Source organism: Flavobacterium aeripolare, assembly GCF_013294025.1.
GTDB lineage: Bacteria > Bacteroidota > Bacteroidia > Flavobacteriales > Flavobacteriaceae > Flavobacterium.
On record NZ_JABSNL010000001.1, the window covers coordinates 481,211 to 506,093 of the forward strand.

Genomic DNA, 24,883 nt, shown 5'->3' on the forward strand with positions numbered 1-24,883 from the left:
TACTTATGTCTTTAGGACTCCATATTAGTATTAAAATGCAATAAAAATATAAACTTAAAATAAAAGCACTTTAGATTCATAGGGGAAGTAAAGTTGTTCCGAAGGGTACATCACTAGAAGAATTCATATTCCAAGTACCTATCCTCTTTCTTCACTAACCATTAGAAACCTCCAGTATCAGCTGATTTTGGAGGTTTTACATTATAGATGGATAAGGTGACCAATATCATTTTTTAGAGTCAAACATTACTTTAATTTTGTTAGACCATATGAATGTCACCCGGAAAATAACGTCACTCCCTTTTGATCCTATTATTACTTACTGCATAGTAATTTTAGGCTGTATACTATTGGGATTATTGCTCAGGTGGTTTTTATTTTGGCTGCTTAGCTATTCTAACCGAAAAAGTCCAACTGTTTTAAAAACACAGCTACTTAAGCATTTAAAAAAACCTGCTCGATTTTTGTTACCATTCCTACTTATCTACGGTTCTTTTAATGTTATTGCATTAGATTCTTACATGCTAACAGTGGTAGAAAGTCTTATTATCATCAACTTTTCATGGATGTTAATTGCCTTATTAAATGCAGTAGAAGAAATTGTCCAAAAAAAATTTACTGTTGACGGCTTCCACCAAGCTAAAGAAAGAAGGGTCTTGACGCAATTGCGGTTCATGAAGAGTTTTTCAATTATCATCATTATTACGATCGCCATTGCAGTTGTTTTATGGAATATTCCTGCAGCAAGAAAGTTAGGCACAACTATATTAACATCTGCGGGTGTGATTGGTATCATCGCAGGTGTTGCTGCTCAAAAATCAATTGCCAATCTTATTACGGGCTTTCAAATCGCCTTTACACAACCTATAAAAATTGATGATGAGGTAGTAATACAAGGGGAATATGGCACTGTAGAAGATATCACGCTGACCTATGTAGTGATCAAAACTTGGGATTGGAGGCGACTCGTTGTACCGCTTAACTTCTTTAGTGATAACTCATTTGTAAACTGGACTTTTAGTTCTAGAGAAATAATAGGTAGTGTTTTTATCAGTGTCGACTATACTTTTCCTGTTGCTATGCTACGAACAAAACTACTAGTACTTTTAAATGAAAATTCCTTATGGGATAAAAAAATAGCAGAACTTTTAGTTACTAAAAGCGATGACAGAGCAATGGAGTTACGCGCAACTTTTAGTGCTAAGAATGCTTCCGAGGTTTGGAATTTACGTTGCCAAGTAAGAGAACAACTTATAGCATTTATACAAGAAAATTATCCTGAATGCTTACCAAAATTAAGACAATTGGACCAATTTAAAAAAAGTGAAAATGATTAATAATTTAGAAGACAACCTCCTTTTTAAAAGTATTTTTCAATCTTCTGTCGAAGGTATATTGGTAGTCGATGAGCAAGGCTACATCATTAAAGCAAATCCTGCTGGTGAAAATATGTTTGGTTACGCACCGCAGGAATTAATTAGTCAAAAAGTAGAAAGTCTAATACCTACAAAATTTAGAAACAACCATCAATCACATAGAGCACATTATGCAGTAAAGCCAAAGGCGAGACGTATGGGGCACAATTTGGATTTATGGGGATTAAAAAAAGATGGTTCACAATTCCCTTTAGAAATAAGTTTAAGCCCAACAACTATAGACAGTAATCAAGTAGTCATTGTTTTTGTGATTGATACCACAATACGCAAGGCGACACAACAAGCGTTAGTCGATAGTGAGAGCAGAATGGCAGAAGCACAACAAATTGCACAAGTAGGAAACTGGTATTGGAACTTGAAAACAAACGAAAGAAGCTGGTCAAACGAATTCTATAGAATTTATGGCCTTTTACCTGGTGATGAACGGCTTACTAAAGCTTCTGTAAGTAATTTTATTCATCCAAATGATCGCGAAAATGAATTGAAAACAATTGCTCATGCCATCGAAAATCAAACAGACTATCAATATGAAAAGAGAATAGTAAGGCTTGATAATAGCATAAGATACGTTATTAGCAAGGGGGTGATAACATATGATGAAAATGGCAAACCTTTTGAAATGCTTGGGACTACACAAGATATTACCCAGCAGAAAGAAACCGAGAAAGAACTGAAGGATAGTGAAGATCGTAACAAAGTTATTCTAGAAGTGCTACCTGATATGATGTTTATTTTAAATAATCAAGGAGAATATTTGGACTTATTTGCTCCAGAGACCAGAAAATTACTAAAATTAAAAGAAAATTTTATTGGTAAGAATATAAAAGAAATATTGCCTAAAGAAACGTATCAAGCCCTTAAAGTATCATTAAACGATGTCTCAGACAATAAAAAACCGCAACTTATAGAGTTTTCTCTAAAGGATCAAAAAACATTTCGCTTCTATGAAGCACGGATCGTCCGTTTTGACGATAACCGACTATTGGCTATTGTTCGAGACATTACATCTAAAAAACAGTTAGACAATACTTTATCTATTAGAACTAGAGCATTATCCGCTGCATCAAACGGAATTATTATTGTTGATTCACTACTACCCGACTCGCCTATAGTTTATTCTAACGATTCTTTTTTTACTATGACAGGCTATAGTGAGAGTGACATTATAGGACATAATTGCCGGTTTTTGCAAGGAACTGATCATGATCAAGAAGAAATTGGAATCATGTCTAATGCAGTAAAAAAAGGGGAAGCTTGCAATGTAGTATTACGTAATTATCGAAAAGATGGCTCTCTGTTTTGGAACGAAATTTCCTTAACTCCTGTTTTTAATGATCAAAAAGTAATGACTCATTTTATTGGCGTCTTGAACGATGTCACCCTTCGTAAAAAGGATGATCTTTTTAAAAGTGCAAATAAGGATGTAATGGATATGATTATTCAGTATCTCCCGCTTGAGCTTATAGGTAAAAAAATAATAGAAACAATAGAAACAGCCATTCCCAACTGTATGGTTGCCATTTTATTATTAAACAAAGAAACGAAGACGCTCTATAATTTAGCATCGCCTAGTATTCCAAAATCTTTTAGCGATGGATTGGAAGGAATTAGCATCCAAGAGAATACCTGTTCTTGTGGTACCGCAGTCAATGAAAAAAGAGAAGTCATTGTTGCCGATATTTCAATTAGTCCATTGTGGGAAGGATATACTCCCTTAGCGCAAGATAGCGGCATAAAATCGTGCTGGTGTTTCCCTATTTATTCTACAGACCAAGAAGTATTGGGAATCTTTGCTATTTATTCTAATACCATTCGGGAGCCATTGGCTATCGAGAAAGATATTATTCAAGATATTACCAGAATAGCTAGTGTAGCTATTGAGCAGCACAGCATTAGTAATGCATTAAGACAAAGTACAGAGAAATTAGCTGCCTACGCTGAACAACTAGAAAATAAAGTAAATGAACGTACGAATGCGCTTAATGTGATGGTAGAAAAATTAACAACATCCAATTTAAATCTTAAAGATCAAATACTTGAAACCAAAGAGGCCGAAAATAGAGTCTTAATCAGTAAACAATTACTAGATGATGTTTCTCATAATTTCCCAGGGGGATTTATATCTGTTGTCGATTTCAATTTGCGAGTTGTATTTATAGGAGGAGAAGAGTTAGTTGCTTTAGGTTTTGAAAATTTAGCTAAAAACGAAACATTACTTGACGATATTACTGGTGTTTCTGATTATTTAAAAACATTGATTAAAGATAAAATAGTGAAGACGCTTGAAGGCGAACACCTCTCTTTTGAAGTTGAGTATAGAGACAATTACTATTTAGTAAACACCACCCCTTTAGCAAACAACGAGAATAAGATCAAGCAAGTTTTATTAGTGTATAATAATATTACTTTACAAAAGAAAGCAGAATTTGATATGTTCACTACCTTAAAGAAAGAACAAGAATTGAGCGAATTAAAATCACGTTTTATTGCTATGGCTTCCCATGAGTTTAGGACTCCATTGAGTGCAATACTTTCCTCTGCTATTTTAATCGAAAAGCAAAATGGTGTTGGTAAAGAAGAGAAAAGGACAAATTATGTATCGAAAATTAGGTCAAATGTAAAGAACTTAGTGGTAATTCTAAATGATTTTCTATCCCTGAGCAAACTGCAAGAAGGAAAAGTAATTGTACAACCTGTATTATTTGATATGGTTGCTTTTTCAAAATCTTTAATTGAAGAATTGGAAGATATAAAAAAGAATGGTCAATTTATAACACTAAAATATGATCATTTAAAAATTGAAGCTTTTTTGGACCTAAAATTATTGAAGCACATCATTTATAATTTACTGTCCAATGCCATCAAATATTCTGAAGAGAATCAGGAAATAACTATAGAAGTAAAAAGTAACGATCAGCAAGTTGCCATAGAGATAAGCGATCATGGAATTGGTATTCCAACCGAAGATCAAAAGAATATGTTCCAGCGTTTTTATCGCGCTAATAATGCTTCAAATATTCAAGGAACAGGTTTAGGTCTCCATATTGTAAAGCAGTATACAGAATTGATGGGTGGTTCTATCCGTTTTACAAGCCAGTTAAAAGAAGGCTCCACTTTTTATATAACATTCCCATTACATAAAAAAACAAATGAATAAAGTACTGATAATCGAAGACAATCAAGACGTAAGAGAAAACACTGCTGAAATTCTTGAACTTGAAAATTATACAGTTATTACTGCTGAAAACGGTAAAATTGGTATTCAAAAAGCCCTAGAAAATAGTCCAGATATTATTATTTGTGATATTATGATGCCCCAAATAGATGGCTATGGTGTATATGATGCTTTAAGCAAAGATATCGTAACAGCTAATATCCCATTTATTTTTCTCACCGCTAAATCTGGAAAAACAGAAATTCGGAAAGGGATGAATTTAGGCGTAGACGATTATCTAATAAAACCATTTGAAGTGGAAGATTTATTAGGCGCGATTGAATGCAGACTTAAGAAAAAGGCCTTTTTGAAAAAGGAATATGCAAAAAATATAGATGGCGTTAGCGAATTCCTTACCGAAGCTTCTCAGTATTTAAATCTTGAAGATTTATCTAAAAACCGAAATATAAAAAGATACAAAAAGAAAGAACAAATTTTTACCGAAGGTAACGCTGCCCATCAATTGTACTTTATTCAAAGCGGAAATGTAAAAACCTACAGAACGACGGAGGCAGGAAAGGAATTTGTTATTGCCTTATATGGCCCTGGAGATTTTATAGGGCAACTGTCCCTTCTTGCTAGTGCAGGAACTTATGCGGAAACGGCTAGCGTCTTAGAGGATGCAGAAATTCTAGCGATTCCAAAAGATGATTTCACGCAACTACTCTACTTTAATAAAGAAGTATCCAATACGTTTTTTGGGATGATTTCTAATAATATCATCGAACTTCAGGAACAACTGGTCGATATGGCTTTTGCGACAGTACGACAACGAACTGCCAAAGTGCTTTTAGATTTAGACAAAAAAGGAATGACAAAAGATGAAAACCATATTGGAATAAGTATTCCTCGAGATGATTTTGCCGGACTTATAGGTACTGCCACAGAGACTGCTATTAGAATGTTAACTGAATTTAAAAACGAAGGATTAATAGCTGTTGAAACTAACAAAAGATTTGTTTTATTAGATAAAAATAGACTAAAACAAGTTGCTGATAATCATTAAAATTTTATTGAGTACTAAGAAAATAAATCTAGAATTACAAAATAACACTTTTATAATATAATCCTAGTTTAGGACAACACAGTTGCATTTAAAAAGGAGCTAAGACAGTACAAATGCTTTAGCTCCTTTGAAAGTATCAGTCCTACTTTATAACTGTATTTTTAAATTTATAACAACCAATGGTTAATTTTAAAAAGATAAACAATTACAAACAACTTCTAATACTTTAGAGACTTTCATTACCATGGTGAAAATCAACATTTCAAGCAATACTTTTCATTCTCTCTCCCACAAAAATAGCTACTAATTACAATGTGATAAATGACCTGCATCAGTTGGTAATTTTTTTAAACTTTACTTTTACTTCCCTATTTCTTTAAATTATTTTATGATAAATAAAATCGGTATTTAAAATTTAAGTGAATAACCTAATCAATTTTAAAAGACTGACCTGTGTCATTTTAGGAAAAACAGTAACAGCATATCTTTACAGTAAACTTCTTAAAACGATCTCTTATGGAAACAAATATTTCGTATTACCAAAACAAACAGGAATTCCGTCATTTTGTAAGCAATACTTTTCTTGACCTGATCAAGCTAAAAAAAGAAGACAATAAATCATCTTTTAATGCACTGGTATTAAATATAATACCTGAAATAAAAAAGTACGTCAATGGCCAACTTAATACTGTAATCAAAAAAGGACATTTTTCGAAAAATAAAATCAAAGCAGACGATATTATTGACCAACTTTTTATCGAAATCTACGATCATATTGATGAGGTAAAACAGCAAAAGGACTTTTATCTCTGGTTGTTTAAAAAAACAAATGAACTTCTAGATGATCTTACCATAGAAGAAGAATTTGATGAAATATTCTTTAAAAACATTGATGACTATACTAAACCCGAATGGGATGCAATGCAGGAAAATTTTAGCACAGATGGTGGTGGCGATCTTCTGATGATTGAAGAGCTAGATGATATGTCTTACAACCATAACGACTATACTTTAAATCATGTATTTATAAAGGACAATCAAAAATCATTTATCGAAAAAATTGACAAAGATTTAAGTGCCCAAGAAATTCAAAATCACATTCAAATGGTGCTGTACAATTTACCTAATTCTATGCGCAATGTATTTGAATTATTCGCTATTGAACAACTAGAACTAGAGGAAATTGCAAAAATAAGAAACAACACACTAGAAGAGGTTTCCCAACTTTTAACCGACACTAAACAAGTTTTACAAGCAAGTTTTGTAAAAAGATTCATTTAGATAATGACATTAATTTCCTCAATCACTAAACAAATAGCACAGCAATAAGTAAAAAACAATTCCTTATTAATTTAGAAACTTCAAGCCATGCAAATATTACTATACAAGAGAAAATACAAAGTAAATGAGAATATTCAAAATTTCATGCATTTTTACAATGCTGAAAACATGAAACATTTAGCTAGTGATTTATTAGATAAAGGATTATCTCCAGATCAAATTGCAAATGCATTTACAACAGCTATCAAAGTAGCAAATGTTTCAGGAATTGAAGTCGAAAAACATTTCATGCCTATTTATAGCAGCATCAATAATGAAATAATTCAAGACTGTAAACTATCTGATTTAGGTTATGGGTTGGTCTTGATGAACGCCGATTCTAATTTATCTTCTGTAGGCGCTTTTCAAATAGATATTTTAAAGGGATATTTAAAAAAGCGTTCCTAACTAATGAAATCAATAAAGGATAAACAGTATTGAACCTGTTTATCCTATTTTACTTTTACTTCAAATATCTAAGGGCTTTAATTATGTATAACCTATTTTAAGAAATCCGGATTTTCATAAGCTGGATTCGGGTATTTATAAAAACCTTCACCAGTAGCAACACCTAGTTTATTTTTATCAATAAAATGCTCTTTCAAGTATTTCACCGTTTTTATTTTTAACTCATCTTGTGTTTTTTCGGCTGCTATTATGTTGATATTATAGGCAGTGGTAATCCCTACAACATCTAGAATTCCAAACGGTCCTACAGGAGCACCAGTTGCTTTTATCCATGTTTTATCTATCGTTTCCACATCGGCAACTTCATTCACTAGCAAATTAGTCGCAGCACTTAATAAAGGCACTAATAAAGAGTTTAGAATGTATCCAGGTTGCTCTTTCAGTACCGGCAAAGCAAGCATCCCTATAGCTTTAGCAAAGCTTACTACATCTTTAAAAACTTCAGGATCTGTCCCAGCATGTCCCATAACTTCGGCCGTGTTGTGAATCCAAATCGTATTGGCAAAATGCAACGCTAAAAACTTGGATGGCCTTCCTGTAGCATCTGCAAAATCACTTGGTAAAAGCGTTGAAGAGTTGGTTGCAAAAATTGTTTTTTCGGGAGCAACTTTAGCCAACTTATGATAAAAATCAATTTTTATCGCTGGGTTTTCTGGAACCGCTTCAATTAATAAGTCGGCATTTGCAACAGCTAACCCCAAATCAGCATTGTAACTTAGATTTTTGAAAGTTTTATCCAATTGTTCTTGAGTTGCATTCAAATCTTTTTTGTAGGAAGCACCTAAATCTTTAAATTTCGCTTTTGCTTGGTCTAACACAGAATCATTTACATCATAAACAGTCACATTAAAACCATGAAATGCTGTTTGAAATGCAACTTGATACCCTAAAACACCACTTCCTGCTACGGTAATATTTTTATAGTTCATTTTATAATAATTAAATTGTTACTCTTCTTTATCCCAAATTTCGCTTATTATTGTTTTTAGGATTTGGTGCACTGCATCCTCATTTATTGCAATACATGCTACTATTTTTCTCATAATAAGCAGGATTACTCCAAAATTAGTACTTTCAAGAGAAACAATAACTGATCTGAGTCAGCTATGAAAAAGGCTCTAAACTTTGATAGTTTTAGAGCCTTTTTCTAACGGAAATTATCATGAGTAAATCCTCGCTACTACTAAAATAAATTTGCTATTCCACTTCCAACTTATTCTCTACTCTCCAAACTCCTGGGGCATAATAAGCTGTTGTTTTAGCTTTATCTTTTTCTTTCATAGAACGCACTTTACCCGTCAATTTAATGGTATGCCCGTCAGCTTTTACAGTAATATTTCCAGCATCAATATCAGCCGAACGTTCAAATGCTTTTTTTATTTTTTCCTTAATATCAATCGGGTTCACTGTGTTTTTAAGGACTATATTGTTCATAACATAACGAACACCCGTTAGGTTTTCTATAGCTTTTTTAGCAGCATTTTTCTCAAAATCCCACTCTACTTCACCATTTAAATACACCCAGCCATTGTCTACTTGTAGTTGTACTTTATTCTCTGGAACTGATATATCACATTTCAAAGCATTGACTGCTGCAGTAGCTATTTCAGTATCTGACTTAGCAGAGGTGGTGCCATATTTAACCTCAATATCTTCAGCTACTCCTTTTACTCCTACTACACTCCTGGCTGCCATTTCTGCTTCTTGTTTTTTTACATAACTGTCTACGATTCCTGATAGCGTTACAATTCCATCTTTTACAATTACACCAATTTGAATTTCGTCAATATTGGGTTGCCATTGTAATTCTTCCAAGACATTTTCTTTTATACTAAGATCTGTTCTCATAATTTCTATTATTTAAATTAAGAATGATTATGAAACAAATGTATGATGGCTATAAAGCATTGACAATGATCTATATCAGCACATATTTATTTCGTAAAAAATTAAAAGAGCATAAAAATTACTGGAAAATTTATTTTCTACAAAAAGAAAAAAACCAAACAGAATAATTCCTACTTGGGTTGATAAATTGCATTTCCATTTCCATTAAATTAGCAATCTTATTTTAGATGAGAACGCAACATCCAAGCTGTCTTTTCATGTTGCTCCATTAATCCTGTTATATAATCACTAATTCCATCTGCCTTCATTTTGTCGGCAATAGGTTTTATTTCTTCTCTAATGAAAACAATAATACTTTCATGATCTTCTAACAATTCAGCAAAAATACTTTGACTGTCATTCTTACCTTTGATTTCTTCAGTAAGGTGTGTTAGTTCCAAATATTTTTTTAAAGTTGCTGGTACATAATGCCCCAAAGCACGTATTTTTTCGGCAACTGTATCAACTGTGCTTTGTTGCTCATGGTACAATGTTTCTAAATATAAGTGCACTGCGTGAAAATCAGGCCCTTCAATGTTCCAATGGAAATTAAGTGTTTTTGAATAAAGAATAGATTCATCTGCCAATATCTTTGATAATTGGTCTGCGATTGCTTGTCTATTCTCTACTGAAATTCCGATGTTTGGAGTTTTCATTTTTTTTGGTTTTAAATTTTTAATTACTCAAAGTTATTAAAGCATAAGAGCAATTAAAATGACTTACGTCAGTATTAAAACTATTTTTTTGAAAGGATTTTTATGCTCTGCTACCCTCAATTACCGCTAATAAATTAGCAGCATCTCCATCAAATTTGTTTCCGTTAACAAAGAAAGAAGGCGTGCCATTTACACCGCTTCGAATACCGCTTTCAAAATCATTATCTATTTTTTCGGCTATACTACTAAGCTGCATATCCTCTTTAAATTTGTCGATGTCTAATCCTAATTTCTCCGCATGCGCAATAAAATCACTGGATTGTAAATTTTCTTGGTTTTCGAAAATGCTGTTGTGCATCTCCCAATATTTACCTTGAATTGCAGCGGCTTCTGCTGCCATTGCCGCTTCACGAGCATTTTCATGCATTTCTGACAATGGAAAATTTCTAAAAACAAAAGTAACTTGGTTACCAAATTCTTTTATTATTTTTTCTACAACTGGGTGTGCCGCCCCACAATGTCCGCACTGGAAATCCCCAAATTCTACGATTTCTAAATTAGCGCTTGAATCTCCTTTGATATGATCTTGTTTATTAACTTCTGGATGTAAACTCATTTTCTTGTTTTTTATTTATTCATATTTTCTAATGCTTCTAAAATACCATCCGCACCAGGGTTTTCTTCATTTGGAGAGACAAAACTCCATTCTATAACTCCTTCTTTATTAATTACAAATAAAGCTCTTTTAGATTGCCCTTCTTTCTCATCATAAGCTCCGTAAGCTTTTGAAACGGCCCCTTTAGGTTCAAAGTCGGCTAATAAAGGAAAATGTAGATTACGAGAATCTGTAAACGCCTTATGGCACCATACACTATCTACTGATATACCAAATATTTCAGCGTCATGTTTTTCAAAGTATTTGAGTGTTTCATTATATAAAGCCATTTGGTCGCTACAAACAGGACTCCAATCAGCGGGATAAAAGGCAAGAATTACATTTTTCCCTTTCATATCAGCTAATGTTATTTCTTTGTCCGGTGTTGCGTATAAGGTAAAATTAGGTGCAGTATCGTTTTTATGTAACATAGTATGTACTGTTTAAATTAAATATTGGAATCAAATTTTCATTCGCACCGTTAAAATTATATTCAAATATAATCTTTGTAAGCCCTTTTAAGATTACGGATTTTTAAGCATATGTTATTTCATTGCCATGTATTTATAACTGATTGTTAAAGCTGAAAAAAACAGCCAACCAATATAATGGCAAAGCTGTTTTTAAATCAAAATTGATGTTAATAAATTAATCTGATGCAGCGCCCTCTCTTCATTTTATAATAGGGTAGCAACATACTTTCAGTTTATCTACTAATAGCTTTAGCTGCTTTAATAAGAGCTTCTGGACTATGGATTGAGTCGTATACAGGTAATACTTTTTTATCCGTTTTGAATAAGCCATAAACAGCAGTTTGTGCTGTTCTAACCGAATATTCGACCGTAAACACTACATCTTTTGGAACCTCAGCAAATTGTCCCAAAAAAGCAAAATTTGTAGCTCCTTTTGGTAATACTTTAGGTCGGTCGCCCTTTATACGTGGCATAAACAAACTATCAATAAAAGGCATCGCGGTAGGAATACAATTTACTTTTCCTGCTTCTGTAACGGGTTTCATTATCTCTTGAACCTTTAAATGAAACCATAGTTCCTCTAAGATTTCTGCTCCAGTACACTCCGCCATGGTTTTGTTAATGTAGTTGCCTTTTCGATCAGGGTACAAACCATATCCCCAAAAAATCTTTACATTGTCTGGTTGATTAGGAAAATGAGGTTGGCGCGCAATAACAATCGACATCAGCCAATTAGAATCGGTTGCTGTGACCAACCCTCCTGTTCCATCCGTATTTCCAGAAAAATTTTCCATATAATCATGAAACGTACTGTCTTTCAATGTAGCGGTAAAGGAATACCATTTTTGTAAATCGATAGCATCACAAAACGGACTTGGATTTCCGAACGCGCGGTCTTTTTCGGCAATTTTTTTCCATAGTTTCCAAGAACCAGATTCCTCCAGCCCCTTTAATTTTGCCGGTCTGTCCCAAGCACCATTATCTGTACTTACTGTAATGGAACCATTGGTTATAAAAACATAATCATTCTTACTAAGTACAATTTCATTTTTATTTTTTAGATGCAGTACTGTAGCTGTTTTTTTATCAGCAGAGATATCAAAATCTACATCTACCACCTCAGAATCCATCGTAAATTGAACACCTTCTTTTTCTAAATAACGCTTTAGCGGTACCACAACCGAATCGTACTGATTGTACTTGGTACGCAAAACGCCACCTAGCCTATTCAATCCATCTAACATGTGAATAAAGCGTCGCATGTACCGTCGCATTTCGGCAAGACTGCTCCATTTTTGAAAGGCAAACATCGTAGACCAGATGTACCAAAAATTAGTTTCAAAAAATTCCTGGTCAAACCAATCTAGAATTCTTTTCTTTCCTAATGATTTTTCAGATGCAAATAGTAACCTTAACAACTCCGCTTGTTCCATTAACGAAAGTCCATAAGAGGAGACATCCAATATTTTTCCCTCTTTTAAAAGTCGTGCTTGTCCGTTAGAAACAAACCGTTTATTGAATTCATCAGACTCTTCCGTTACCGTTACAAGCTGATCTTCTAGCGATGGGATTTTCGATAGTAAGTCCCAATAGCAGGTATAATGCGGTTCGTGCATGCGCCCACCGCGGACTACAAATCCATCATCTGTACTTCCTGCACCATCAAGTGCGCCACCAGCGATAGTATCTTTTTCAAGAATATGTATGTTCGACCCAAGAACTTTGGCATCTTTAATTAGGTAAACTGCGCTTGCTAATGACGCAATACCGCTCCCAATTAAATATACTTGTGCGTTTTGAGCTGTTTTATTTTTTTTAATTTTCATGAGTTTATTTTGATATTATATTTCAATTACGCTGCTATGCAGTATTTTTTCAGCTTATTTTACATTGTCTTTAAAAAGGTCTTTTATAGCAGTGCCCATCTCATCCATATCATGATTGAACTCTCTTTCAAATTTATTTTCTTCTTCTTTGGCTGAATCTTTCATTTCCTTGACATCTTCAGTAAACTCTTTCCCTCTTTTAACTAATTTTTCTTTTTGCACTGCGTTCTTTTTTTCTAGCTCATCTACTTTTACTGTCAATTTTACTTTTTCTGCTTTATCTGCTTTAGCAATTTTATCTCTAAGTGCTTTAATTTGAGAATCTGTATTTTCAATGGCTATTTTAGCCGAAGCTTCAAACTTTTTCCAATCTGCATGCACGGCTTCTTTGGTATCAACACTAGTATCTTTTGCTCCTTCTAATAAATCTTGGTTTAGTTCTGTAACATCCTCTTTTACAGCTGATGCATCTTCTTTAGTTGTCTTTCCACAACTCGTTAAAATAGTTCCTGCCATCAATGTAATCATGGTTAAGGATAAAAATTTTGTTTTCATAATGGGTTGTTTTAAATGGTTATTTTTTGTTCTAATTTATATTGCTTTTTTAAAATCATGTTAGTATCAAATTCATAAATATTTACCATTCCTGTTTGCACCGTAACCTTTGGTATATCAGCAGAAGCAATATTTTCAATATGTGCCATTAGTGCTCTAATCGAATTTCCATGTGCAGCAACTAAGACAGTTTTTCCTTTGACTAGATCTGGTATAATGACCTCAAAAAAGTATTGTACTACGCGCACTTCTGTTTGTTCTAATGATTCACTTGCTGGCAAATCGTTGCTATTGATATTATCATACAAATGATCAAATTTGGGGTGTCTTTTATCAGTAAGTAACAAACTGGGAGGTGGAGTGCTAAAACCTCTTCGCACTTTTAAAAAGAGTTCCTCTCCCACTGCTGCTTTTATCTCCTCTTTATTTTGACCTTGCCAAGCACCATAATTTCGTTCGTTTAGTTTCCAACTTTTTATGAAATCGATGTGCATCATATTAGCATGTTCCAAGATAATTAGTCCTGTACGGATGGCTCTTTTAAGATAAGAGGAATAACAAATATCAATAGCAATACGGTGTTCTTTGATGATTTTGCCCGCTATATTTGCTTCCACTATACCTTCGGGAGCAAGGTCGACATTGGTCCAGCCAGTAAATACGTTGGCTATATTCCACAAACTTTTTCCGTGCCTTACCAATATCAGTTTTCCCATATAAGTTTACTTATGAAATGTTTATTAATCCCTTATTTCTTCGTATAAAACGTTAAGTAAGTGAGCTAATTTTTCTTGTTGTTTTTGTAGTCTCTTTTTTATTGAGTTTATTTTTGCTTTAGCAAATACATCTTCAACGGCATGTTCATAGTCTTTAAGACGGGATTCTAATTTCTTAATTCTATCTTTTGTTATGTCTTTTACTTCTTTTAAAGCCGATTTCCTTTTACCTTCAAAAGCTGCTATTTTCGACTCTCTTTTTGATTTCAAATCGGTAATCTTAGCTTTAATTTTGTCTTTTTCTTTTGTAGTCGCTTTTCTCAGTTGCTCACGTTCTTCTTCAATTTTATCTTCGATGTCTTCTATATGCCCGTCGATATAATCGTCAAAATCAATCCCAGCTTCACTTCTAATAATTTCTGACGCAAAAGGTTTTACGACATCATCAATAAATAGCGAACTGTCTTCGCCAACCATGGCAATAATTGCTATAGTTCCTATATTCATTTTGTTACTCACTTTCTGGATAAGTGCTTCTCCAAAATCATGACGACTCACATCCCATGCTGCTCCTGCAACTACACCTGTATACAAGCCTACAATTAATCCTACAGGACCCGCAACAGAACCTAAGAGCCCACCAAGAGCGATTACTGTTAACGTTCTCCAACCTTCCCCTTGCTCCTTGTAAAATAAAATTCCGTACTGATTGTGCTCTATTTTACGAATCATTAAATGTTCATAAAGCGTTATATCACCATACCCATCTAACTCTTTGATCTTGTGCAAAGCCTTTATTGCATTTTCTTCTTCCGTGAACGGGATCACTATTATATTTGTCATAATTTTCGATTATAAACTGTAGTTCTTTGCTTTTATATAATGAAATACTTTTACTGAGAATTCTTCGGTTCCCTACAAGCTCTTTCTATTTTTTAAAAACTGAAAGATGAAGATCCATATTTTTCCGAGGAAAGTACTTTGTGTTTAACTATACGTTAATTTTATCTTTTTTAAGGCCAGTCTCATTAATAAAGAAGCTTAGAATAAGTGCTACTACAATAGCTCCTATAAGAGGAAGAAGCGCTTCCTGAAACTGAGTTAAAGTTAGGGAGCTGTCTGGTGTAGGTCCCATTAAAAAAGAGACAAAAGGTGACAATAATCCAGTTGTTCCAAAAACAATAAAATTCATGGAACCTGCTGCTGTCCCTTTTACCTCAGGTGGATTTGCTTCTTTAATCATAGAAAAAGGAATCATAGCTGCTCCTGAAGCAATACCTAAAATTAGTGCTACGGAATATCGCATCCAGATGGTGCTTTCTGCAGGCATATAAACAGCTGTAATTCCGACAACCAACATAACAAGAGCTCCCCCAATTAAGACAGGTTTCCTTTTACCCATTTTATCCGAAATATAACCGAGCAAAGGACACCCTATTACCCACCCAATAGGGACTATTGAGGCAATTGAAGCTGCATCCGACATGGGTAAATTCTCGCCGGAATGTAGAAATGAAGTTGCCCAAACAAGAGCTCCAATAGTGGTTGGAACAAAAAGAAGCCCACCGATAATTCCAGCGTACCAACTCTGGGGATTCCCAAAGACAATTTTGAAAGGTGAAACTAAGCTTTTTATAGAAAGTGAGCCATGATGCGTTGCGCTATCACCAGAGTCCTTGGGCATCACGAACCATGTCGCAATCGCCAGCACAAACCCAATAAAACCAAACGTGATCCACACTGTTTGCCAAGGTACTTGAAAACTTCCAGTAGGATCTATTGCCATGTGAACAGGTTTAGAACCAAACGCTGCACCAGCCATACCTAGACATTGTGTCAAGCCTATAAATATGGCGAGCATTCTTGCTGGAAGATATCTCGCAGCTACATAAGATGCTCCTATAAATCCAAATATCGCCCCGATAGCCTGAAGTACAAATCCTATCATTCCAGCGATTTCACTACCCTGCGCAAATAGTAAACAACCAACACCAACTACTGCGATACCAGCTGGAATAGTACGATGAGCTCCGTAACGATCTAATAAAACTCCCGCTACTAGTGCCATTATCGCGTAGGCTATATAATATGCCGAAATAATTGACCCTATTTCATTTTCGCCCCAAGCTGCTGTCAATTCTGACTGCATGACTCCTGGTGCAGATCGCACAGCATATTGATAAAAATAGAAAAGCGCGCAAAGAAACCAAGCTAGAAGATAAACCTTCTTTAACTTTAATGGGGGGGATTTTGCCGTTCCCATGTTAGTACTAGTGGAGTTAGACTCGTTTGTCGTCATACTGTTATTTTTTAATTATTTAATGAATTTTAAATGCTCTTAATTGACTTATTAGTCATTGAGAATTCTTTTCTAACGTAAACTTGGCGGACGACCATTTGCCTTAGCGACTAGATGTCCCCATGATATAAGTTCTGCTGTACAATCGTCACGATCAATCACACATTCTATTAAAGTTGGACCCTCTTGATTAGCGAGTGCCTTCTTAATAGCATCCGCTAGTTCCCCTCCTGTTTGCGCTTTAAAACCAAGCCCTTTTCCGTCCTCAGCATTGAAAGCTTTGATAAGACCTGCATAGTCCCAATTTTTGATATTATTATAAGGACCATCATGGATTTCGACTTCAATGGTATATCCTCGATTGTTAATTAAAAAAATAATAACAGGTAGTTTACGACGAATCATTTGTGCTACTTCTTGCGCTGTTAGTTGAAAAGAACCATCTCCAGTTAATGAAATAATGCGTCGTTGATTTGATGCTGAAACAGCATATCCAAAAACTGAAGGTATGGACCATCCAATATGTCCCCACTGCATTTCTACCTCAAAACGAGCACCATCAGGCAGATAAAGCGCAACACCACCAAACCAAGAGTCGCCAGTCTCAGCAAAAATGGTTGTTTGCGGTGTGATCAATTGTTGGACTTGTCTGAACAATTCGCTTCGCATTAGCTTTGTATCTGGAGCCGCCTCTTTTACTGCTTCTCTCTTGTATTTGATACGTTCAAACTCAACCATTGTAGCTGGCTTTTTTTCTACCTTACGAGCAAGCGCCGAAAGAAAGTCACGTAAGTGAAGGTCTGAAAAATCGTGTCCTAACATACGAACGTTCTTCTGATCCGCAATCATTACGTTCGGACCTTCTGGCATTGCAGTCCAACCAACAGTAGAATAATCATTAAAGAGTGGCGCTAGACATATAATACTGTCTGACCAGTCTACAATTTCTTGTGCACCCGGAGCGCTAACTTCTCCCCAATATACACCTACAAATTGTGGATGCTCTTCTGGGAAGAAGCTTTTTGCTGCAGCCATCACCGCTACAGAACACCCAAGTGCTTCTGCAAGTTGTATCGCTTCTTTTTCTGCACCAGCTGCTCGTAGCTTACTACCAATCAATAGTACAGGTTTTTCTTTACTAGCCAAGAATGCTACAGCCGTTTCTACTGCTTTATCTAATGTTTCTTTATCACTTGGAATTTCACTAAGGACAGCACTTGCAGGTCCAGGTGCAGCACACGGAAGTCCAGCTACATTACAAGCAATCTCAATATATGCAGGCTTCTTTTCGCGTAAAGCGGTACGAATAGCATGATCTATCAGCGATGGTGCCTCTTGTGCTGATGTAATAGATACTGCAGCACACGTGATGTGTTTGGCCATTTCAAGTTGGTAACTAAAATCATGTGTTCCTAGTGTATGATGTAATAAATGGTTTGTTCCATAATCATTGCTGTTTGGTGCTCCCACTATCAGAATCACTGGAAGGTTCTCAGCATAAGCCCCTCCAATGGCATCAAAAGCAGATAGTGCTCCAACACTAAAAGTTACTACTGCAGCTGCAGCTCCGTTTGCACGTGCGTATCCTTCAGCACTAAAGCCACAATTTAATTCATTAGTGCAATACACTTGATCCATTTCTTTGTTTGCTAAAAGCTGATCAAGCAACACAAGATTGTAGTCACCTGCGACAGCAAAATGGTGTTTCAAACCGATATCTTGTAAACGTTTGGCTAAATAAGTTCCAACCGTGTATTCTTTTTCTTTTTTCATGTTTCTATTATTTTATATTAAAGTCTTCACTTTTGCTCTAATAAGTATTTGTATTTCAGAGTTATTTTTTAATGAAATGCTTTTACTAAGGTTTCTATTTCAACCTTTATACTTTTATCAAATTTTGTAATTGGCGGAATTTCAAGATCAATTTCTAGTAGTTCATAAACCGCCATTTGGGCAGCTCTTATCGAGTATTCCACAGTAAAAACTACATCATCTGGAATCTCAACAAACTGACTTACAAACGCGAGGTTTTTTGAGTTTTTAGGCACTGGCAGCGGCCTGTCAGTAGATAATCGCGGCATGAACATACTGGTGATGTACGGCATTCTACAAGGAATGCAAATGGCATTAGCAAACACCACATTGTAATCAAATTTTAAGTGCCCGCATAGTTCACGAAGAATTTCTTCTCCTGAACAATCTGTCATGGGTTTCCCTACAAAATTCCCAACGCGGTCAGGATGTAAACCATAAGTAAAAAACACCTGCACATTCTCTGGTTGCTCTCTATAGTGAGGTTGCTTGTTTAATGAAAAACTCATGAACCAATTAGAATCTTTAAGTGTAACCTGACTTCCTGTTCCTGCTTTGTTACCAGAAAATTTTTCCATTTGATCAAAGAAAACAGTGTCTTTTAATGTAACTGTAAAAGATTCCCAGAACGATTCTGCTATATTGGAGTTAAACACTTCTGGTTTACCAAATCCAGGATATTTTTTAGCTAGTTTTTCCCAAATTGCCCAGCCTTGACTGTCTTCTTTTGTATAGAATTGAGGAGCTGTTGTCATAGATCCATAACTAGAAGCGTCTGTCATAGATCCATTTTGAAGGAATACCAGGTTATCGGCATCAATACCAACTGAGGTACTAGCTCCATCATTTTCATAAAAAAGGTTTTTAACGACCACTTTTTCGGTTCCAGTTTTTGAATCCAATTCGTAAGCAGTATCTAAATCCATTACCGTGTAATTCTTCATAAAATTCACTCCACGCGACTTCAACCAAACAACCAACGGAAGAATCATAGAGTCATATTGGTTATAAACGGTACGTTTTACGCCTGTCATTGTCTCTACATTAGGAAATTCTTGCATGAATCGGTGCAAATAACGTTTGAACTCTACTGCGCTATGCCAAGGTGAAAAAGCAAAACTAGTACGCCACATGAACCAAAAATTAGTCTCAAAAAACGAAGGTGAAAACCAATCAGAAATACAGCTATTGCCCAATTTTTCTTCACTAGCTTCACTTAGTTTCAACAATTCTGCACGATTTTCCATCGAGAAATCAAGTTTAGAGGCATCAACTATTGCGCGGTTTTTGTCAATTAAACGAGCTTTTGCATTTGATTTTACGCGCTCATTAAATGCAACTGTTTCTTCATAAACAGAAGTATTAGGATCTGTAAGCGATGGAATAGACTTGAATAAATCCCAAGTGCATTCATAGATATTTAAAGTCAGCATGCGCGATCCACGCAGTGTATACCCTTTTTCAGGGTTTCCACCTGCGTCTAGACTTCCGCCTAAAACGGGTAAACTTTCATAGATCGTAATATTTTCACCGGCTACTCCACCATCACGAATTAAAAATACTGCTGCTGCTAATGATCCTATTCCGCCACCTATGAAATAGGCTTTTTTATCTTTATTACTTTTCATAATCAAAATATATTATTCGTTTTGTTATTTTGTCATTATTGCTTCCTATAGTGAGTTATTACTACACCATTTTTTAAAATTCTGTTTACCGTTATGGAAGAGTTCACTTATCAAAATTTCAAATTTCAAAATTAGGTGGTTAGAAAGACTGTTGCACTGACCTAGATCAGCTAGGTTAAAAAAGACGAAATCAATTTAATTTTGAGGATTAACAATGATCGTGCGTGAGGGATTGAAGTGAAAATCCCACAGCAAACTCCCAATTTTTATTGGGAGTGCAGCAAGGAATTGTAGCGGAAAGCCCGACCCTTGTGGTCACGCCCAAACAATTTTTACAGTTTATCTATTCCTGAATTTATAAGTCTTACATTTTTGCCACAAAAAAAAGGTTGGCTACCAAATTAAAATTAGTAGTCAACCTTTGTTTTTATCATTCTATTTAGGAAAATAAAATAGTGATCTTTAGAATTACATATACTTTTCAAGAAATCTAAAAAATTCTTTCTTTAATTCAGCATAAATATGTCTTTGCGTTTCTATTTTATCTCTAAATTCTAAATGCTGTTTAGTTGATTGAATATCTAACGCATCCTCACCAATCATGCTTTGTCCAGCGATACGCTCTTCGTGTTTTTCAATAAGTTCTTGTAGATCTTCGATGACACCACCGTGCAACACAAATTCGTTTTGATAGTGCTCTAATTGAGCCAATACGTCCTTGTCTGTCCAGCGCGTTACGAGTTCGCTCAGTTTATTGTTGAAGAATAGTAGTTCGCCCTTCCATAAGGCAAGTTCCCCTTTCCATTGTTCGTGTTCAAAATGCATATTGGAGTTGTATAAAACTTCTTTTTTCATGATTTAGGCTTTTAATGTTAATACTGTGTGCAGTAAATATTTATCAAAAGTATTTCATATCAAGGTTATTGTAAATGACCTAGGTCAGCTAATGCACAACATTCTCAATTTGCCAGTATATAATAGTTTTTTACTGCAAAAGTCTTTTTATGATTCCGTTTGATTGGTAAATAATTACACTAACTTTTTGTCAAGTAAAACGAAAAAAAACACTGTCCTACACCTAATAAAAATAAGGCCTAAACACATAAAACTATATCACTTTTATCTACTACTTATTAAAAAACATCGTTAAATGATTAAAGATAACTGCAAGCTTTAATCTAATTGCCGCATCCCAAAAAACTAGACAAACACACTTACTTATTTAGCTAAACAGTACTACGTAATTAGAGTAAAAATACTTGAGTACACCACTTTGTATTTTGGCTTCACTTATATTTGGGTATGCAATGGGTTGCGTTCCATCAAATTTTATGAGTAGCTGAACACCCTTTCTTTTTCCCGCCCCAAAGTAATTATCCAATTATAACTAATAAGTCATCTAAATCGCTTTAAAATTCCGCATCCAAATTTTAACTAATTCGTACCAAAGCACCGAAACGATTCCTGTACCGATAGCGAGCCCTACTTGCTGCAAATTTAGTTTTGTAAATAAGAAAAAATCAATTAGTGGCTGCACGGTGAGCAGTAGTCCTGTAATAACAATCGTAATTCCGGTAATGATGAACACTAAATTATTTTTGTACTGCATCGTAGTAAAAATGGAATAATAAAATGAACGATTGATTAAGGTTAGAAAAATATTGGCAGTCACCAAAACCAAGAAAACCATAGTTCGCGTTACTTGCTCATTAAAACCTTAATACACCGAAAACTGATAGATAAATAACGTCCCAATAGTGATTACTATTCCTTGAATGATACTAGTGGAAAGTTCTTTCCAACTGAAGAAAGTATTTGTAAAAGGTCTTGGTTTTAATGACATTGCATTCTTTTCTATAGGTTCATTTTCGTACACGATAGAACAAGTGGGTCCCATAATTAATTCTAAAAATATAATATGTATTGGTGAAAAAATGTTAGGATAAATCCAGCCTAAAGCCAACGGTATAAATACGGTGAAAATGATGGGAATATGAATAGAAATGATAAATTGTATGGCCTTTTTTAAGTTGGCATATATTTTTCGACCTGCAGCAACCGCATCGACCATTTTAGCCAAATCATCATTTATTAGAATTAGAGAAGCCGCTTGCTTGGCAATTTCGGTTCCTTTTTTACCCATGGCGATACCTATGTGCGCCGCTTTGAGTGCGGGGCCATCGTTGACACCATCGCCCGTCATGGCCACAATTTCTTGATTCGCTTTTAGGGCATTGATGATTTTCAGTTTGGCTTCGGGATACATTCGGGTGAATAAATTGATTTCTCCCACTTGTTTTTGAAGTTCCTCATCGGATAACTGCAGTAATGCATCACCAGAAATACTTTTTTCGTAGCCAACAAATCCGATTTGTTTGGCTATAGAACCCGTTGTTTCGGCATTGTCTCCTGTGATTATTTTTACTTTTATTCCTGCTTTGTAAAACGCTTGTAAAACCGATTTAATATTCTTTTTAGGGCGATCATAAAAGGCCAATAATCCTATGAATTCAAATGAAAAATCTTGTTGCTTTTCTGGAAAATTATCTCCTTCAAATAATGCTTTCCCAACAGCCAAAGTGCGGTAGCCTTCTGTTGATAATAAGTGTATAGCTTTTTCAATTGCTGCTTTTTCTTTTTCAGTAAGCTGTGAAATTACAGTTATAGCTTCAGCACCACCTTTGGCGGCAATAATACGTTCTCCCGCTTTATTTTCAAAAATGTGGGTCATCATAGGCGGTTTGCCTGATAGTGGATATTCATGCACCATTTTAAATTGACAACGTTGATCTTTTTCAATTTCTGCTGCGTAGACTTCATGCAATGCAATTTCCATAGCATCAAATGGAACAGGCTCACTCGCCCACATGGAGATTGTAATTAACTGCTTTTCATCGGCTGACAAATCGTTTCCTATGTCGTTTATTTTTTGAGATTTCAGCGTGAATATTTTGGCTAAACTCATTTTGTTCTCGCTAATTGTTCCTGTTTTATCCACACAAATTATAGTTGCGCTTCCTAGGGTTTCGACCGTTTTCATTTGCTTGACGATAATACCGTTCTCCATCATACGCCAAGCGCCAAGTGCCATAAAGGTGGTAAAGGCAATCGGAATTTCTTCGGGTAACACGCTCATGGCGAGCGTTAAAGCTTTAAGTAAACTATCAAACAAAAGGTAGGAGTTGAAATAATTTATTGCCCAAACAACAAAAAAGACCAAAGCTCCCGCTATAGTCATCTTTTTGACAAAACTATTAATCTGTAATTCTAGTGGTGTTTTTTCCTCTTTAATTTCTTCGAGACTTTTGCCTATTTTTCCTAAGTTGGTTTCACTTCCAATGGCTGTAATAGTTGCAATAGCCAATCCGCTGGCAACGGTGGTTCCTTGAAAAATAGTGTTATCCTTTGTCGACTTGTCTTTGGCAACAGCCATAGATTCCCCCGTAAGAATAGATTCATTCACCGAGAAATCATTCGAATGTACAATGGTTCCATCCGCTGCAATTGCGTTTCCTTCTTCGACCAATAAGCTATCCCCTACTACTAATTCTTCGGTTTTAATTTCTATGGTAGCACCATTTCTAATGACTTTGCATTTAGGCTTAGTAAAATCTTTTAATTTGTCTAAAGCATTGCGGCTTCTGGCATTTTGATACGATGATATTACGGCGATTAAAATAATAGCCCCAGCTAGAAAAATTCCATCTGAAGTTTTTCCACTCACTAAATAGATAGTAGAAGCCACAAATAATAAAATTGTCATAGGCTCAGTGACAATTTGAATCAGCCCCTTTAAGAATTGGTTGGATTTTTTATAGCTAATTCTATTCTCTCCATGTTTTTCCCTTGCAGCACGTACTTCGGCACCGGTTAGACCTTTGATTTTAAAATTATTTTGGGACATAAAATCTATGTATTATCAAGAAGTGTCATTATACCGTATCACTAATGGTCTATTTAGTAGTGAAGTTACGCAAAAAAAGCAGCTATTAAATACTTATTTTTTCTAATTTTTTAATGGTTATTTCTATTGCAGATTATTTTTCTATGTTCTCTACTGTAGTGATAAAATCAGCTGTTTCAAGACTAGCGCTAGGACCGTAACCATTAATTAGCGTTCCTTTTTCCCCATCACTGCACTCAATTGCGTACATTATTGAACTGTCATCAGGATTGGATTCGCCTTCAAAACGGTAATAATGTGCTATTTTCACTTCGCTCGATAAAAAATGTTTACCTGTTTTTAAAGAAACTAGATTTTTTCCATTGATTTCAAATTGCGATTGAAAGCCGAGTTTTTCTACCTCGGCTAATACTGTAACTAAGCTATCCATATTTGTTTTTTCCATAATTATAATTGTTAGAGTAGTAATATGGCCCCTCTTTGCCCGCTTTAAAATAATTTTATGCTATTGTTTATCAAAATGATTTCTAACAAATGCATCGAGTTGGTTGTCGGTCATTTTATCTGCTGCTTCCACATCAATTTGTATGTCTTTAAAATGTAAATCTTTGTCTAAGTAATTCTGCAGTTCTGTTTTTGCATTGGTTGGACCAAATAAAAGTACGTGATCATATTTCAAAATCTTTTCTGAAATCTTCTTGTAGAAGGCTTCTGTCATTTGCTCCTCTTTATTGTGCATGGTAAACTCACTTCTTGATAGCACTTCTTCTTTTGTATCTGTAGTGAATTTTGAATCAATAGATTTGCTGTTTTTCTCTGAATTTAAATCGATAAAATTGGCAGTTGAATGATCCATCCAAATGCCTAAGTTTTTTTGTGTTTCCATTTCTGCTTTTGTTTAATGGTTATAAAATAGATAAGGGCTTACGTGTTCATCTGACTAAATCCCTTCTAGTCCTTTTGGGAATTCGGGAGGAGTAGCAACGGTTATCATGCTATGTAATAAAGTCATAGTAATTACTAGCTCG

Annotated in this window: 20 protein-coding genes and 1 pseudogene; 5 read left to right on the forward strand and 16 right to left on the reverse strand. The window is 34.9% G+C overall.

The window, feature by feature from the left end; genetic code table 11:
- Positions 1-464 precede the first annotated feature (464 nt).
- The 5 genes from HNQ00_RS02010 to HNQ00_RS02030 all read left to right on the forward strand — a co-directional run bounded on the left by HNQ00_RS02010 (position 465) and on the right by HNQ00_RS02030 (position 7,384).
- Positions 465-1,337, forward strand: a complete 873-nt coding sequence (locus HNQ00_RS02010) for a mechanosensitive ion channel family protein (RefSeq protein ID WP_173836573.1) — start codon at positions 465-467, stop codon at positions 1,335-1,337.
- Complete coding sequence (locus tag HNQ00_RS02015) at positions 1,330-4,593, forward strand: PAS domain S-box protein (protein WP_173836574.1); 3,264 nt, start codon at positions 1,330-1,332, stop codon at positions 4,591-4,593. Before HNQ00_RS02010 ends, HNQ00_RS02015 begins: the two co-directional genes overlap by 8 nt.
- The gene (locus HNQ00_RS02020; RefSeq protein ID WP_173836575.1) at positions 4,586-5,656 is read left to right on the forward strand and encodes a response regulator; all 1,071 of its coding nucleotides are present in this window, start codon (positions 4,586-4,588) and stop codon (positions 5,654-5,656) included. The genes HNQ00_RS02015 and HNQ00_RS02020 overlap by 8 nt, the downstream gene beginning before the upstream one ends.
- A 516-nt stretch (positions 5,657-6,172) precedes the next feature.
- Positions 6,173-6,937: a sigma-70 family RNA polymerase sigma factor gene (locus HNQ00_RS02025; RefSeq protein WP_173836576.1), complete on the forward strand. Its 765-nt coding sequence runs from the start codon at positions 6,173-6,175 to the stop codon at positions 6,935-6,937.
- Positions 6,938-7,024: 87 nt separating this feature from the next.
- Positions 7,025-7,384 carry a hypothetical protein gene (locus HNQ00_RS02030; protein ID WP_173836577.1) on the forward strand — a complete coding sequence of 120 codons (360 nt, stop codon included), beginning with the start codon at positions 7,025-7,027 and terminating at the stop codon, positions 7,382-7,384.
- A 92-nt stretch (positions 7,385-7,476) separates the two neighbouring features.
- Here HNQ00_RS02030 and HNQ00_RS02035 read toward each other — a convergent pair whose 3' ends face one another.
- The 16 genes and pseudogenes from HNQ00_RS02035 to HNQ00_RS02110 form a co-directional block, all read right to left on the reverse strand.
- Positions 7,477-8,373, reverse strand: coding sequence for a 3-hydroxyacyl-CoA dehydrogenase (locus tag HNQ00_RS02035; protein WP_173836578.1), 897 nt, complete (start codon positions 8,371-8,373; stop codon positions 7,477-7,479).
- 268 nt (positions 8,374-8,641) lie between these two features.
- Entirely contained in the window at positions 8,642-9,292 is a 651-nt protein-coding gene (locus HNQ00_RS02040) for a BON domain-containing protein (protein ID WP_173836579.1), read from the reverse strand.
- Between the two features lie 218 nt (positions 9,293-9,510).
- The gene (locus HNQ00_RS02045) at positions 9,511-9,987 is read right to left on the reverse strand and encodes a Dps family protein (protein ID WP_173836580.1); all 477 of its coding nucleotides are present in this window, start codon (positions 9,985-9,987) and stop codon (positions 9,511-9,513) included.
- 100 nt (positions 9,988-10,087) lie between these two features.
- The gene (locus HNQ00_RS02050) at positions 10,088-10,603 is read right to left on the reverse strand and encodes a DsbA family protein (protein WP_173836581.1); all 516 of its coding nucleotides are present in this window, start codon (positions 10,601-10,603) and stop codon (positions 10,088-10,090) included.
- Between the two features lie 11 nt (positions 10,604-10,614).
- On the reverse strand, positions 10,615-11,073 hold the full coding sequence (locus tag HNQ00_RS02055) for a peroxiredoxin (RefSeq protein WP_173836582.1): 459 nt from the start codon (positions 11,071-11,073) through the stop codon (positions 10,615-10,617).
- Positions 11,074-11,348: 275 nt separating this feature from the next.
- Entirely contained in the window at positions 11,349-12,941 is a 1,593-nt protein-coding gene (locus HNQ00_RS02060; protein ID WP_173836583.1) for an oleate hydratase, read from the reverse strand.
- A gap of 54 nt (positions 12,942-12,995) precedes the next feature.
- Complete coding sequence (locus HNQ00_RS02065; RefSeq protein WP_173836584.1) at positions 12,996-13,496, reverse strand: hypothetical protein; 501 nt, start codon at positions 13,494-13,496, stop codon at positions 12,996-12,998.
- A gap of 11 nt (positions 13,497-13,507) precedes the next feature.
- Positions 13,508-14,212: a 2,3-bisphosphoglycerate-dependent phosphoglycerate mutase gene (locus HNQ00_RS02070; protein WP_173836585.1), complete on the reverse strand. Its 705-nt coding sequence runs from the start codon at positions 14,210-14,212 to the stop codon at positions 13,508-13,510.
- Positions 14,213-14,236: 24 nt separating this feature from the next.
- Entirely contained in the window at positions 14,237-15,055 is an 819-nt protein-coding gene (locus HNQ00_RS02075; RefSeq protein ID WP_173836586.1) for a hypothetical protein, read from the reverse strand.
- A gap of 148 nt (positions 15,056-15,203) precedes the next feature.
- The gene (locus tag HNQ00_RS02080; RefSeq protein WP_217425239.1) at positions 15,204-16,511 is read right to left on the reverse strand and encodes an MFS transporter; all 1,308 of its coding nucleotides are present in this window, start codon (positions 16,509-16,511) and stop codon (positions 15,204-15,206) included.
- Positions 16,512-16,583: 72 nt separating this feature from the next.
- Complete coding sequence (locus tag HNQ00_RS02085) at positions 16,584-18,284, reverse strand: alpha-keto acid decarboxylase family protein (protein WP_173836588.1); 1,701 nt, start codon at positions 18,282-18,284, stop codon at positions 16,584-16,586.
- Positions 18,285-18,352: 68 nt separating this feature from the next.
- Entirely contained in the window at positions 18,353-19,951 is a 1,599-nt protein-coding gene (locus HNQ00_RS02090; protein ID WP_173836589.1) for an oleate hydratase, read from the reverse strand.
- Positions 19,952-20,419: 468 nt separating this feature from the next.
- Positions 20,420-20,806 (reverse strand): hypothetical protein, encoded by a 387-nt coding sequence (locus HNQ00_RS02095; RefSeq protein WP_173836590.1) that lies wholly within the window; start codon positions 20,804-20,806, stop codon positions 20,420-20,422.
- A 544-nt stretch (positions 20,807-21,350) separates the two neighbouring features.
- Positions 21,351-23,855 (reverse strand): annotated as a pseudogene (locus tag HNQ00_RS02100) (cation-translocating P-type ATPase).
- 133 nt (positions 23,856-23,988) lie between these two features.
- Complete coding sequence (locus HNQ00_RS02105; RefSeq protein ID WP_173836591.1) at positions 23,989-24,300, reverse strand: hypothetical protein; 312 nt, start codon at positions 24,298-24,300, stop codon at positions 23,989-23,991.
- 60 nt (positions 24,301-24,360) lie between these two features.
- Positions 24,361-24,741 (reverse strand): hypothetical protein, encoded by a 381-nt coding sequence (locus HNQ00_RS02110; protein ID WP_173836592.1) that lies wholly within the window; start codon positions 24,739-24,741, stop codon positions 24,361-24,363.
- Positions 24,742-24,883 lie beyond the last annotated feature (142 nt).